Below are 12,589 nucleotides of genomic sequence, written 5' to 3'. Positions count from 1 at the left end.
CAACTACTAGATCAGGACCGTTCGGACGCCAAGGAAATCCCCGCGGCCTGCCCGGCCCAGGCCCCGGCTCAGGCGCAGGCCCCGGCCCAGCGGCGGGCCGGTCCGGTCGCCGGCGTGCACGAGCCGGGCCGGTGGCCGGCTGCCCAGGTACGCGTCCACCCCGAGCAGCGCCTGCCGCCCGAGGACGGTCCGCGGCTCGACCAGGATCACCTCGTGATCCACGTGCGCCGGTTTCTCGGCGGCGACGAGTCGTTCGAAGCGGTCCCGGGCGTCCGCGTCCGGCAGCAGGCCGCGCGGCACCAGGACCTTGAAACGGTTGGCGTGCACCCGGAACCGGTCGGTGAGCTGGTCACCGACCGAGATGAGGCTGATCGTGTCGTGCCGCCCTGGCGCGCCGAGCCGGGGCCGGTCCACCACCGAGTCGCTCCACAGCGTGACGCCGGCGCCGGTCGGCAGCCGGGTACGCCCGATGGTGGCCTCCGGCCGTTCCCGATATCCCTCGATGATCGCCGGGACGAAGCTCGGCACCGGCCGGCCGAGGTCGGCCCGCAAATGCTCCCGCAGGATGTTCGTGATCGCGGCCGGGGTGCCCCGGCGCGGGTAGAGCGCGGGCGCCGCGGCGAGCAGCACCCGCTGCTGCTCCGGCGCCCAGGTCTGTTCGAGGGCCACGCCGAGCTCGGCGGCGAGGGCGGCGAGCAGCCGGTCGGGCACGGCATCCGGGGAGAACCGGGCCGGCAGGGTGCGCAGCCGATGCTCGACCCCTTCCAGCTCGCGGGCGAAGATCGCCAGGAAGCGGCGCAGGAAGTCGGTCGTCTGCTCGTCGCTGCGGTAGACGGCGGGCAGGAAACGTTCCAGACCGGGTGCCTGCGGCTCGACCAGCAGCTGCCCGACTGCCGGGGTGTCCCAGCCGTCGCCGGACAGCTCGACCTTGACGCTGAGGAACCGGCCGCGGTCGGCGAGGACGGCCAGGTCGGCGTCGACGGCGGAATCGGCGGGCCGGCGGGGCTGGGGTCGTCCGGTCAGCACGTGGGCCCGGGCCCAGGAGTCGCTGTCGATCGTGGCCGGGTCGAAGGCGGTGTCGCTCGCGAAGGTTCGTACGGTCATGGCGCAGCCGGGCGGGATGACGGCGGTGAGCGTGGTGCGCCGCCAGCGGCAGCCGAGGACCGCGCTGTCCAGGGGTTCGCTAGTCCAGGTACCGCGAGTGGCGAAGCTGCGGGGCCCGGCGACGTCCTCGGGTGCGATGGTGACCGGCCGTCCGGAGGAGTCGAACCACTGGTCGTCGGAGTCCGGCGAAACCCGGAATCGCGGGGGCACCTGGAAACGGCCTCGGTGGTCGACGGGGAGCGGCAGTGCCGGGAAGGTCGCGTCCGGCAGTTCCGCCCATCGGCCCTCGGGGGTGCGGGCCACCAGCCGGTCACCGCCGGCCACGTGGAGGCGGCCAGCCGTGTCCACCGCGATGCGCTGCCAGCCGGTGCCGGCTGATTTCGGGACCTGGAACAGCGGCCGGAGGTGGCCCAGCGCCGGGGTGGAGATCGTGGCGTGGTCGTCGAGGACGAGCAGCCGGCCGCCAGTGACGGCCAGGGATACCGGACGGCGATCGCCGAGCGGCAGGACGGCCCGGACGCTGAGGGTGCCGGGATCCAGGACGATCACGTGTGACCGTTGTGGATCGGAGATCGCAATGCCGATGGAGGCGGCGGCCACCGAGGATGCTGTGGTGGAGAACGGGGTGTTGTGGATCGTACGGAATCGGCCGGAAAGAGCGTCGAAGAGCCGCAGCGTTCCGCGGTTGAGGAGCCACGCAGTGGCTTCGGGGGTAACGGTGAGTGAGGGTGGCAGGGTGCGGCCGCCGAGGGTGCCGTTCGGTGAGGCGATGCCGAGCGGGCCGCACGGCGTCGCGGGCAGGGTGAGGGCGGTGGCGCCGATGGTCACGGTCGACGTGGCAGTGCGCCAGGGAAGCCAGCCCCGGCCGAACCACCAGGAGCCCGGGACGATGGTGGCGCCGCTGGTCACGGGTTCCTCCTCGGCGGCTGGACGTCGATCTCGTGGTTCTCGGCCGGCACGATGAGTTGATCGGCGTCGATCGGCACCTCGTTCTCGATCTCGTGCCGGGCGCCGTCGATGCGCACCTCCAGCAGTGGCACCGCCAGGATGTCCGGGATCTGCTGGAGCACTCCGAAGAGTGAGGTCGGGAAGAAGCCACGGCCGAACCGGCCACCGGCCGGGGAAAGCGCCTCGTCGATGCGCCGGCGGGCCTCGGCGACGATCTCGCCGATCGCCGCGAACGGTGACACCTGGATCACCGCGGTGACTGCCACCTCGACGAACCGGGCGCCGCGGATGTGCAGTTCGGTGCCGATCGTGCGTTTCGGTGCGAGTTCCTTCTCGACCGCTTCGAGCAGCTCGGGGGCGGCGACCGGTACCCGGGCGGACGAGCGCGCGAGCACCGCCACCAGGACGCTGCCGGGCACCGGCGTGCCGGGGAAGGACGGGTGCCGCATCCCGATCGCGACCGCGTCGGCGACACCACCGACCCGGCAGGCCAGCTCGCGGTAGTCCTCGGCGGTGACCGCCCGGTCCCGGCTGCGCAGCACGGCCGGCGCGCGGCGCTTCAGGTCCTCGGCGGTCTCCTCCTCGCGGCCCTGTCCGGCGGGCCGCTGGTTGGTCACCGACTCGACACCCGGCGGGGTGTTCTGCAGACCGGTGATGTCACCGGCCGGCACGTTGGCGAGCGCGGTGCCGCCGTAGCGGTAACCGACCACGATGTCGAGGCCGGCCACCGGCACCTGGCCGTTGCGGCCGTCGCCGAAACGCAGCTCGCCGCGCCCGCCGTCGACAAGAACGTGCTGGTCCTCCGGACCGGAATTGATCAGATCGCGGACCACCTGCCAGCGGGTCCGCTCGTCACTCTGCGGGTCGGCAACGTCGACGGTCGTGTCCTGCGGTTCCGGCAGCGGCCGGTTGCGCAGCCGGAACACCTGATCGGTACGCCCGTCGCTGCGCCCGGCCGTCTCGGCGGGGACGCTGGTGAGGCTGCGGGCGGCCACCGTGTTGTACCGCAGCAGCCCGATGACCGGCTCCTGTCCCGGCGGGTACTGACCTGCGACGAAACGGCAGCGCAGCCAGTGCATCGGCCGGGGCTCGTGGCCGAGATCCGGTACGGCGACGCTGTTGCGCGGCCCGTCGATCAGCACGTAACCGCGGCGGGTGAGCGCCCGGGAGCCGTCCTCGAAGAAGCCGAGCGGGCTCCAGCGGTCGGTGTTCGGGTCGGCCCGGTACTCCCATTGGAGGCGGGCGTCGGTCACCGTGCCCTGCCGGTCCGCGCTGGGGTCGATGAGCAGGCTGATCTGCTGCGGGAATTCAACAGCCGCGTCCGCCGGACCGAACCCCAGGTAGAGCGCGTCACCGTGCTGGGGGTCGGCGCCGAACGGGCGGAAATCGGCGTACGCCGACTCGTCGCTGGAGATCACCTCGAAGCCACCGAGGCCGCCGACCTGGATGCTGCGCATGCGCAGCGGGATCAGCGACAGGCTGTCCTCGGTCTCGAAGACGATCGGCCCGTCCACGGTGCTGGCGCCGGAGCTGACCGGGGAACCGGCCGGGACCAGGATCGGGCGGGTCTCGCCGTCGCGGACCGTGAAGGTGAGGTCGGCGGACGCCGGCCGGGCCGAGTCCGGGTTGATGCCCAGCACTGCGAGGAAGGTCAGCAGACTGCGGTCCGGCGCCTGGTTCAGGCGGTACCCGATCGTCTCGGCGAGCCAGGCGAACAGCTCGACAAGGGTGCGTCCTGGATCGGACAGGTTCCAGTCGGTCCACTCCGGCGTGTAGTGCGGGATCCGCAGCAGCAGTTCGTCGCGGATCTGCTCGAACGTGCGGTCGTCCAGGTTCGGCGGCTCAATCGGCACGGGGACCACCCGCCAGCCCGACACCCTCGGTGAGGAAGAACGGGTAGACCAGGTTCAGCGCGGCGTTGTTGGCCCGGATCCGGCAGCCGATCGAGATGATCAGCCGGTTGCGGGCGTCGGCGGGTGTCTCGACCCGGACGTCGAGCACGTCGACCCGGGGTTCCCAGCGGGTCAGCGCGTCGCGGACGTCCGCGGCGACCAGACCGCGCAGGCCCGCCGTGTTCGCCGAGAAGACCAGGTCGTGGATGCCGGCGCCGAAGTCCGGGTCGAACGGGCGCTCACCCTTCGCGGTGCTCAGGATCAGCCAGATGCTCTGCCGGATTTTGTCGGCTTTTTCGGCAAACGAGGGACCACGGCTGGTCGTCGCCGCGATCGGGAAAGCCCAGCCCTTGCCCAGGAAGTCGCGCATCTCAGCCTCCGATCCGCACCGTGGAGACGGCGATGACGGTGGCCGCCCGGTTCGGGGCGGGGTCGGCGCAGGTCGTCGCCGGGTCGCCGGCGCGGGCTGCGGCTTTGCCATTGATGCGGACCGTGGAGCTGCCCGACCGCACGGTCCCCCGGTTGTCCGGCGGCTTCACGAACAGCCCGCCGGATGGCAGGTGCGGCGGCGTGTTGATCGCCACTGAGCCGGTGGTCGCCGCGGCCCGCTTCTCGATCCGCACGTCGCGGCTGAGGCTCTGCGTCAGGATGCCGTTGAACGCGTGCGGGACCGTGATCGGTGGCGGTGGCGGAACGGTGGTCGGCTGGATCAGGTGCAGGTCGATCGCGGTGATCCGATCGCCCTGCTTCGCGGCCGGCTTGCCCATGTCGGTCCACCTGCCCCTCAGTTGATGTCGACGGTCTTGCCGCGCAGCTTGAGCGCGCCGGTCGCCGTGATCGAGATGTCTCCGGTGGCGGTGAGGCTGAGGTTCGCCGAACTCTTGACCGTCACGTCGCCGGCCGCGTCCACCACCACCTGGCCCGCCGTGGCGGTCACCTCGATCCGGCCGGCGGCCTTGTCGAGCACCACCTTCTGCTGCCCGCCCGCGGTGATCAGCTCGATCCGTTCGGCGCCCTGCTTGTCGTCGAAGCGGAGCACGTGGCCGCTGCGGGTGATGATCTGGCGTACGTCGTTGACCTCGGCCACACCGGACTTCTCCGGCGGCGGGCCGGGCACGCACCAGACACCGCCCAGCACGTACGGCCGGCGCAGGTCGCCCCGCTCGAAGGCGATCATCACCTGGTCGCCGCGTTCCGGCCGGAAGTACGAGCCCCGGCCCTTGCCCGCGCCGGCCGACACGATCGGCGCCCACTCGGAGAGCTGGTTGCCGTGCTGAGGCAGCAGCGCCCGGATCCGGCCGAGGTTCGCCGGATCCTTCAGGTCGTCCACGACGCCGAGCACCACGTTGTTGACCGTCATCAGCTCCCTTTCACCTCTTCGCGGCGGCACCCGAACTGGGTCGTGTAACCGCTGTCGCTGATCGCGTGTGTGGTGTCGGTGACGAAGTACCGGCCGGCGAACCGGGTGCCCAGGCCGCCCACCTCGATCACGCTGCCGGCCCGCAGCCGGGGCAGCCCGACCGTCGAACCGGTCGCCTTGACCAGGCCCTTCGCGATCTGCTGGAGGAGTTCCACGGCCAGTTGCCGCGCCTCGGCCAGGCTGTCCACCACCCGGTCGGCGACGATCTCCTTGCGGTTCTCGAAGGATTTCCGGACGCCCGGCGTGATGCCTTCGGTCTCCAGTTCCGGCAGGCGTGCCCGGTATTCGATCTTCTCCTGGCGGATCGGGTCCCAGCCGCTGACAACCACCTCACCGACCTGGTTCGCTGTCGTCAGCTCGGGCTGGAACTCGACGAGCGAGCGGCCGTAGACCAGCTCGTAGGTGGGCCGGCGGATCTCGGTGGACGGGCCGAAGTACAGCCTCGGCTGCGCTGAATCGGACTCCTCGACGAACAGGTCGTACCCGTTGGCCCGGGCCCGGCCGACCAGGAACGCCACGTCGTACCCGTCCTGGAACACGTATTTGTGCCGGGGCTCGCCGGTGGCGCCGGTGCGTACCCGCGCGCCGATCCGCTGCCCGACCGCGACGGCGATCTCCGAGTCGGTCTTGTCGGTGTACGCGAGAAAACGCTGCTCGTTGCGGAACCGGTGCAGCAGATTGAGCCCGCCGATGGTGAGCGTGGGCTGACCGCCGGACGGGAACGACGGCCGCAACGAGGTGATCTCCCCGGTGATCATCAGGTCGAGATCGCCGCCGCCCCGGTAGCCCATGCTCAGCTCCACCTCGGCGCCCGGGTCGAAGAGCGTGTCGTCGGAGTACTTGAACGACCGGGTCCCGGCGTCCCAGTTGTTGATCACCACCTCGAAGCTGTCGATGTCGGTGATGCTGTCCTTGTACGACACCGAGACGACGTCGTGGATCACGTCCTTCTTCGCGGGGCGGCCGCGCAGCTTCAGCTCGAACGCCGGGACGTAGAAGTCCCCGGCGGTGGTCACCGGCAGCGTCGCGGAACTCATCGCACACCGTTCCGGGTCTCGTCGCTCGGGATCTCCAGCAGCACACCGGCCGGCGGCGCGGCCGGGTCGTCGACGAGCGTGCGGTTGGCGTCGGCGATCCGGCGCCAGAGCCGGGCGTCGCCGTACTCGGCCAGCGCGATCGAGGCAAGAGTCTCGTTCTCCACGACCGCGTGCAGCTTCGTGTGGTCGGACGACTGGAGATTCAGCTCGGCGAGCTGCTCCTCCAGGGTCTTGTACTCGCGCAGGGCCAGGCTGAGCGTGGCGCGTACCGGGATGCCGCCCGGCGTGAACAGGGTGAACTTCTGATCGACCGACTCGGCGATGGCCTTGAAGGACAAGCCCTCACCCCAGGTCAGGCGGATCCGCGGCGGCGCGTGCGTGGCCGGCTGGATCTTGACGAGCTGGTAGAAGCCGTTCGTCAGGTCCCGGACGTCGGTCGCGCCGTCGTCCATCCCGCTCGCCGTGGTGTCGAAGAACAGGTCCAGCTTGAGCGTCTCGGTCTGTCCCCTGATGAACTGGATGATCGGCGAGTCCAGGCCGGGGATGGGGATCTCGGCGAGCTGGGCGGCCTTCGTCCGGTTGTACTCGGTCGGGTTGAACTGCACCGACATGTACTTGGTCAGCCCGCGCGACGGATTGACCGCTGCGGCGTCCAGGATCTCGATCACGGCGTGTTCCAGGGCCATCTCAATCACCCAGGGCCGAGCGTTGGATCTCGGTGGACGCCTGACGGCGGCGGGCGTCCCGGTCGCGTACCTCGAGAAGCCGGACCACCGCCGCCGCGATCTGGCAGAGCTGGCGTTCGGAGAGCGGCAGGTCGCCGTCGAGGACGGTGACCTCGGTCGTCAGGGATCCGATGTGCAGCGGCATGTCAGATCCGCCGGTCCAGGCCGTTGTGCGCCAGCTCGAACGTCTCGACGGCCACCGCGTTGCCGCCCGCCGAGAGCTCCGGCCCGGTCCACTTCATCGGCAGGGCTCCGTGAAATTCGAAGCGCATGTCGGTACGCGTACCCGACGCGTCCCGTACCAGCACGGCGCCGTTGCGGAACCGGACCACGCCGCGCTGCAGATCGGCGTGCCAGTCCCAGAGCAGTTTGTCGACGATGCCGCGCTTGAGCACCAGGTTCGGGTGCCGGCTGCGGCCCGGGAAACGCTGCACGTGGTCGTTCACCCCGCCCTCCGGGTAGTCGAAGAACTCGGTCTCGACGCTCAGCCCGCCGCAGTCGGAGAAGCCACCGACCGGCAGGTCGTCGAGGCGTACCTCGAACCGGAACGCCAGGAACGGGTCGGCGCGGTCAGCTGTCGACGCCACGATCGCCTCCGGTCACGTCGATCCGGGCCACCACGAACTCGGCCGGCCAGGGCGGCTGCAACCCGACCTCGACGACGACCCGGCCCTCACCCTCGTCGCCCACCGCCACCGAGTACGCCTCGTCGGCGGTACGCCCGTCGAGCGCGCCGGCCCGCCACAGCTCGTCGAGGTACTGCCGGGTCACCCGCTCCAGGTTGTCCCGCATGATCGGGCTGTCCGGCTCGAACACCAGCCAGGCGGCCCGACCGGCCAGGGTGCGCTGGACGTGGCTGACCAGCCGGCGCACGTTGAGGTACAGCCACTGCGGTTCGCGGCTGGTGGTACGCGCACCGGCCACCCGGATCCCCCGGCCGGGCACGACCCGGATCGCGTTCACCTGGTCCGCGTTGACCTGCCCGTGCAATTCGTCGTCAACCGGCACGCTCAGCCCGACCACCCCGGCGAGCGGCTCGTTCGCGGGCGGCTTGTGCGGCCCGGCCGCCCGGTCGGAGCGGGCGATCACCCCGGCGACGTGACCGCACGGAGGCACCGTCTCGGTCACCCCGGTACGCAGCCACGGCCAGTAGACGGCCGCGAAGGCGGTCACGAACCTCCCCCGCCAGGCGATCACCTCGTCGGCGAGGGCGTCCGGGTCGGGGTGGTTCACCAGCGCGATCCGATCGTGCAGCTCCTCACAGGCGGCGGCGAGCCGGACCTGCTCGTCGCCGATCACGTCGGCGTCGAATCGCGGCCGGACCAGGTCCGGGATCGCGACGAGCCCGATCTCGGCGATGTCGTCGAACAGCTCCGCGGCGTCGGTCAGGTCGGCGGCGACCGGCTCCAGGCCGTCGTCCCCACCTTCGAGCTTGATCAGCGAGGGGACGACCGGGGTGTCCGGCGACCCGTCGAACACCGCGGAGACCAGCGCCGACATGGTGGACGACGACTCCGCCTCCGGGCCGAACCGTTCCGTCAGCCCCGCGAAGGTCAGGTTGCGCCACACCTCGCGACGCCCGTCCGGCGCGGTGAGCGTCAGAGCGAACCGTTTCCCGCCGGAGGGCCGCAGGGCGATCTCCAGACCGTTCGCCCAGGTCCCCGGGCTACGGGCGGTGAAGATGCCGCCGGACGCGGCCGCCGCGCCCTTGGCGACCCGCACCACCCAGCAGATCTCGCCGCCGTTGGCGAAGAAGCCGTGCACCGCGGCGGCCAGGAACGATCCGGCCGGCGCCGGGCCGTACTCGTCGTCGAACTCGGCCGCCCCGGCAAACCGCCTCGGTACGCCCACCGGCCCGCGAACGGCAAACCCGGCAAACCCGGCGATGTCCGATCGTACCCCGCTGAGCTGCTCGAACAGCGGTCCGACCCACTCCACCGCGACGCCGGGCGCAGGGCGTGCCGGGCCGGCCGGGCCACGGCCGGACGCCCTGCCCCGCACCAGCGGCGACGTCATTGCTGCCGGATTCCCTCGTGGGCGATCTCCAGCGTGGAGATCGCGACGTCGCTGCCCTTGGCGTTCAACGCCGGGCCCTCCAGCTTGCAGGGCCAGCCCTCCCGGAAATCCCACTGCAGGGCCGGCTGCCGGGCCTCGTCGAGCAGCTGGATCGTCCCGGGCCGCCGGTCGGTCTGCCCGGCGATCACCAGCTGGCGCCACTCCCACAGCTCACGGCCCTGGGTGAGACCCCACTTGAGGACGAGGTTGCTGTACTTCGCCTTGCCCGGCAGTTTCCGTACGGTGATGTCCTCGTCGCCGTTGCGGTACTCGATGATCTCGTTTTCCATGCCGATCCCGCTGACCTCGGCGAACCCGCCGATGATCACGCCGTCGACCTCGACGATGAAGTTGAACTGCGAGTACGGATCGTTGCGATCCCCGGTCGCCGGCATCTCAGGCCTCCGCCTCGATGGTCAGGTGGCTGTAACGCAGGATGACGAACTCGGCCGGCTTCACGGCGGCCATGCCGATGAAGCAGATGAGCTGACCGGTGTCGATCTCCTGCTGCGTCATCGTGGTCCGGTCGCAGCGGACGAAGAACGCCTCCTCGGGGCGGGTGCCCATCAGCGCGCCGCTGCGCCAGACGCTGGTCAGGAAGTTGACGATGCTGCGCCGGACCCGTTCCCAGGTGGCTTCGTTGTTGCCCTCGAAGACCACCCACTGCACGCCCTCGTCGATCGACTCCTCGACGAACAGGAACAGCCGTCGTACGTTCACGTACCGCCACTGCGCATCGGACGACAGGGTTCGCGCGCCCCAGACCCGGATGCCGCGCCGGTCGGCCCGGAAGTCCCGGATCACGTTGACGTTGCGCGGGTTCAGGATGTCCTGCTGCCTCTTGTTGACCAGGAACTCCAGGGGTTTGCGATTGCCCGGCAGGTCCCGCGTGACGATGCCGCGGACCTCCACGTTGGCCGGCGCCTTGTGCACACCGCGCAGGATGTCGGTGCCGGCGTAGATGCCGGTGACGTGACCACCCGGCGGCACCAGGATCGTGTCAAGGGTCCGGGTGTCGAGCACCCGCACCCACGGGTAGTACAGGGCGGCGTACGAGCTGGTCAGGGTCGGCTGGATGGTGTCGGCGTTGCCCTGGTTGCGGTCCACTTGAAGGACCGCGAACCGGTCCTTGAGCTCCTCGCACTGGGTGACCACTGCCTGCCGGATCCCGTCGCGGACCGCCGCCTCCGGGATCAGCGTCGCGTTCACCTCGTCGGGCACGCAGATCAGCGAGATCTCGTCGATCATCCGCAGCCCGGCGAGGCCGGCCGGCGGATCCTCGGTGCCGATGAACGGCGCCAGGGTCATGTCGCCACCGGGCGTTCCGCCGGCGAACGGGGTCCAGGTGTTGTTCACCTCCGGCAGGCCCGGCGTGGTTCCCGCCACGACCGTGACCAGCTGCGAGTTCTGCAGCACGTTCAGTACGTAGGAGTCGGAGAGCGGGTCGACGGACAGGTCATCCCAGTCCTCGAAGACGTCCGGCTCCCGCCGGTTCGCGTCACGCAGGTTCGCCCGCAGCAACGGATCGACGAACGCGCCGGGCGGCAGGTCCTTGCTGTAGTAGAGCAGCTGGAGACGGAAACGCTGCGGATCGGTCACGGCCGGGTTCGCCGGGTTCCGCCGGCTCGGTGCCTGCACCCGGGCGAACAGGCGGTTGTCCAGCTCACCCGGGCCGCTGGCCTCCAGCACCAGCGGGTCATCGGCGGTCGCCAGGCTCACCGCGGACCGCAGCGCGTCCGGCCGGGTCACCCGGGCCACGAAGAGCCGCTGGCCGCCGTTGTCGAAAAACCCTTTCGCCGCGTGCGGCAGGAACGAGTCCTCGATCGGGCCGCCGTACCAGCGCTCGAACTCGCGCAGGCTGGTCACCAGGCGCACGGTTGTCGGCCCGCGTTCGGTGAGTCCGACGAACCCCGCGGTGCTGGTGCTGACGCCGGTGATCGGAACCGGTCCGGTGCTGATCTCCTCGGTGTAGACGCCGGGAGCGAGGTACTCGGGCATGCTGGCTGGCCTCCTAGGTGAGCCGGAGCCGAAGTTCGGGTACGGACGTGGTTCTCCCGGGCAGCGCTCCGGGCACGATGCGGGTGACCGCCGGGCCGTTACCGGTCCACCCACCGCCGGGCAGGACCTCCACGCCGGCCGGGACGGTCACGGTCAGGGCGACGTCGGCGGGGAGCGGCGGATCCGGTGGGCCGGGCAGCACCAGCGCCCAGGCGCCGTCGGCCGCGGTGCGGTATCCGTAGAGCGCCTCCGGCGCGCTGACCAGCACACCGGGCACTCCCTGGTTCGCGTCGTCCACGACACCACCGCGCAGCAGGGAGGTCGCCGGGCCGAACGGATAATCCACGCCCGGCGCCAGGTCGATCTGGATCCGGGCGCCCCCGACCGGCGCGAACGTGACGTCGGCCGGCTGGAATCCGGGGCTTTCCACCAGCAGCTCGACGCCGGTCACCGCCGCCGCGAGCCGGCGCGTCGTCCTTTTGTTTTCCACCACCCGGTTCCGGAAGACCGCCAGCCCGGAGATGGTCCGCCCGGTGTGCAGCACCCAGTCCTCCGGTTCGGTACGCCCCAGCGGCGTCACCACGGCCCGCACCGCGAACCGGACCGGCCCGGTGACGGTGGCCGCCACCCCGTCGGCGGCACGCCGTTCGCGCAGGTCGTCGCGGACGTCGAAGATCCCGGCCGGCCGGTAGGAGCGGACGTCGGTCATGACGCCTCCGCCCGTTCCAGGTCCGGATCCCAGGCCGCCGACACCTCGATCACCGGCACCGAGTCGTCGGTGCGCTCCGAGTCCAGCCGGGTGACCTTCACCTGGTAACAGACGCTGAGCCGATAGGGCTCCCGCAGCGCCTGCCACACCTGCGAGATCTCGTCGAGCGACCGCCGGTACAGGCTGATCCGCAGTTGCTCGTTCACCCCGCCCGGCTGGCCGTCGGTGATCCGCACGATGCCGTTGTCATGGAACGTCTGCATCGATCGCCCGAGCAGCTGGTGATTGCCCTGACCGGACAGCGCGAACGGGGTCAGCAGGTAATACAGGTCCACGGCCAGCGGCGTCATCCGGAACGTGCCGTCGGTCAGCCGCACCGCCGGGGTGTTCTTGAGGTGCTCGTCCTCGGCCACGTGGTACAGCCAGAGCGACAGCCGCCGGTCCGACTGCTCCGCCGTCTGCGTCGGGTTGAGAAAGACGATGCCGTCCTCGGTGCCGACCAGGTCCTTGAGCGCCTGGTCGTCCTTGAGTGAGTTCCACAGCAATCGGCGCAGACCTTCACTGGCCGCGTCGAGAACCCGGTAACCACTCATGCCGACGACTGTCCGGAACGGCCGTCACACCCTCGTCACGCGGCCGTGGCACCGGATGACGCCAACGCGACGCGGCCCTGACGCCTTGCTCCCGACGATGGGTCTCTC

The 12,589-nt window shown here is 70.7% G+C and carries 14 protein-coding genes; all 14 read right to left on the bottom strand.

Going from position 1 to position 12,589, the window contains the following annotated elements:
• Window positions 1-6: 6 nt before the first annotated feature.
• The 14 genes from ACQP2E_RS12270 to ACQP2E_RS12205 are packed head-to-tail and all read right to left on the bottom strand — an operon-like array spanning window position 7 to window position 12,481.
• Window positions 7-2,013 carry a phage tail protein gene (locus ACQP2E_RS12270; RefSeq protein ID WP_433830971.1) on the bottom strand — a complete coding sequence of 669 codons (2,007 nt, stop codon included), beginning with the start codon at window positions 2,011-2,013 and terminating at the stop codon, window positions 7-9.
• Window positions 2,010-3,905: a putative baseplate assembly protein gene (locus ACQP2E_RS12265; RefSeq protein ID WP_433830969.1), complete on the bottom strand. Its 1,896-nt coding sequence runs from the start codon at window positions 3,903-3,905 to the stop codon at window positions 2,010-2,012. The genes ACQP2E_RS12270 and ACQP2E_RS12265 overlap by 4 nt, the downstream gene beginning before the upstream one ends.
• Window positions 3,895-4,314 (bottom strand): GPW/gp25 family protein, encoded by a 420-nt coding sequence (locus ACQP2E_RS12260; protein ID WP_433830967.1) that lies wholly within the window; start codon window positions 4,312-4,314, stop codon window positions 3,895-3,897. Before ACQP2E_RS12260 ends, ACQP2E_RS12265 begins: the two co-directional genes overlap by 11 nt.
• A gap of 1 nt (window position 4,315) precedes the next feature.
• Window positions 4,316-4,711: a PAAR domain-containing protein gene (locus tag ACQP2E_RS12255; RefSeq protein ID WP_433830965.1), complete on the bottom strand. Its 396-nt coding sequence runs from the start codon at window positions 4,709-4,711 to the stop codon at window positions 4,316-4,318.
• A 17-nt stretch (window positions 4,712-4,728) separates the two neighbouring features.
• Window positions 4,729-5,304 (bottom strand): phage baseplate assembly protein V, encoded by a 576-nt coding sequence (locus ACQP2E_RS12250; protein ID WP_433830963.1) that lies wholly within the window; start codon window positions 5,302-5,304, stop codon window positions 4,729-4,731.
• Complete coding sequence (locus ACQP2E_RS12245) at window positions 5,304-6,401, bottom strand: phage late control D family protein (RefSeq protein WP_433830961.1); 1,098 nt, start codon at window positions 6,399-6,401, stop codon at window positions 5,304-5,306. The genes ACQP2E_RS12250 and ACQP2E_RS12245 overlap by 1 nt, the downstream gene beginning before the upstream one ends.
• Complete coding sequence (locus ACQP2E_RS12240) at window positions 6,398-7,087, bottom strand: CIS tube protein (protein ID WP_433830959.1); 690 nt, start codon at window positions 7,085-7,087, stop codon at window positions 6,398-6,400. Before ACQP2E_RS12240 ends, ACQP2E_RS12245 begins: the two co-directional genes overlap by 4 nt.
• A 1-nt stretch (window position 7,088) precedes the next feature.
• Complete coding sequence (locus tag ACQP2E_RS12235) at window positions 7,089-7,271, bottom strand: hypothetical protein (protein ID WP_433830957.1); 183 nt, start codon at window positions 7,269-7,271, stop codon at window positions 7,089-7,091.
• A 1-nt stretch (window position 7,272) separates the two neighbouring features.
• Window positions 7,273-7,713 carry a phage tail protein gene (locus ACQP2E_RS12230; protein WP_433830955.1) on the bottom strand — a complete coding sequence of 147 codons (441 nt, stop codon included), beginning with the start codon at window positions 7,711-7,713 and terminating at the stop codon, window positions 7,273-7,275.
• Window positions 7,697-9,142: a phage tail sheath family protein gene (locus tag ACQP2E_RS12225; RefSeq protein WP_433830953.1), complete on the bottom strand. Its 1,446-nt coding sequence runs from the start codon at window positions 9,140-9,142 to the stop codon at window positions 7,697-7,699. Before ACQP2E_RS12225 ends, ACQP2E_RS12230 begins: the two co-directional genes overlap by 17 nt.
• Entirely contained in the window at window positions 9,139-9,576 is a 438-nt protein-coding gene (locus ACQP2E_RS12220; protein ID WP_433830951.1) for a phage tail protein, read from the bottom strand. The genes ACQP2E_RS12225 and ACQP2E_RS12220 overlap by 4 nt, the downstream gene beginning before the upstream one ends.
• Window position 9,577: 1 nt before the next feature.
• The gene (locus ACQP2E_RS12215; RefSeq protein WP_433830949.1) at window positions 9,578-11,179 is read right to left on the bottom strand and encodes a phage tail sheath family protein; all 1,602 of its coding nucleotides are present in this window, start codon (window positions 11,177-11,179) and stop codon (window positions 9,578-9,580) included.
• Window positions 11,180-11,192: 13 nt separating this feature from the next.
• On the bottom strand, window positions 11,193-11,888 hold the full coding sequence (locus ACQP2E_RS12210; RefSeq protein WP_433830947.1) for a hypothetical protein: 696 nt from the start codon (window positions 11,886-11,888) through the stop codon (window positions 11,193-11,195).
• The gene (locus ACQP2E_RS12205) at window positions 11,885-12,481 is read right to left on the bottom strand and encodes a DUF4255 domain-containing protein (RefSeq protein ID WP_433830945.1); all 597 of its coding nucleotides are present in this window, start codon (window positions 12,479-12,481) and stop codon (window positions 11,885-11,887) included. The genes ACQP2E_RS12210 and ACQP2E_RS12205 overlap by 4 nt, the downstream gene beginning before the upstream one ends.
• Window positions 12,482-12,589 lie beyond the last annotated feature (108 nt).

The sequence above is a fragment of the Actinoplanes sp. CA-015351 genome (assembly GCF_050955685.1).
GTDB lineage: Bacteria > Actinomycetota > Actinomycetes > Mycobacteriales > Micromonosporaceae > Actinoplanes.
This window is presented reverse-complemented; position numbering and strand designations above follow the sequence as displayed.

What these genes read in the sequence shown, in the direction of transcription:
- ACQP2E_RS12260 (WP_433830967.1), bottom strand. Translation starts at nt 4,314, where the DNA reads ATGCGCGACTTCCTGGGCAAGGGCTGGGCTTTCCCGATCGCGGCGACG.
- ACQP2E_RS12255 (WP_433830965.1), bottom strand. Translation starts at nt 4,711, where the DNA reads ATGGGCAAGCCGGCCGCGAAGCAGGGCGATCGGATCACCGCGATCGAC.
- ACQP2E_RS12250 (WP_433830963.1), bottom strand. Translation starts at nt 5,304, where the DNA reads ATGACGGTCAACAACGTGGTGCTCGGCGTCGTGGACGACCTGAAGGAT.
- ACQP2E_RS12245 (WP_433830961.1), bottom strand. Translation starts at nt 6,401, where the DNA reads ATGAGTTCCGCGACGCTGCCGGTGACCACCGCCGGGGACTTCTACGTC.
- ACQP2E_RS12240 (WP_433830959.1), bottom strand. Translation starts at nt 7,087, where the DNA reads ATGGCCCTGGAACACGCCGTGATCGAGATCCTGGACGCCGCAGCGGTC.
- ACQP2E_RS12235 (WP_433830957.1), bottom strand. Translation starts at nt 7,271, where the DNA reads ATGCCGCTGCACATCGGATCCCTGACGACCGAGGTCACCGTCCTCGAC.
- ACQP2E_RS12225 (WP_433830953.1), bottom strand. Translation starts at nt 9,142, where the DNA reads ATGACGTCGCCGCTGGTGCGGGGCAGGGCGTCCGGCCGTGGCCCGGCC.
- ACQP2E_RS12220 (WP_433830951.1), bottom strand. Translation starts at nt 9,576, where the DNA reads ATGCCGGCGACCGGGGATCGCAACGATCCGTACTCGCAGTTCAACTTC.
- ACQP2E_RS12215 (WP_433830949.1), bottom strand. Translation starts at nt 11,179, where the DNA reads ATGCCCGAGTACCTCGCTCCCGGCGTCTACACCGAGGAGATCAGCACC.
- ACQP2E_RS12210 (WP_433830947.1), bottom strand. Translation starts at nt 11,888, where the DNA reads ATGACCGACGTCCGCTCCTACCGGCCGGCCGGGATCTTCGACGTCCGC.
- ACQP2E_RS12205 (WP_433830945.1), bottom strand. Translation starts at nt 12,481, where the DNA reads ATGAGTGGTTACCGGGTTCTCGACGCGGCCAGTGAAGGTCTGCGCCGA.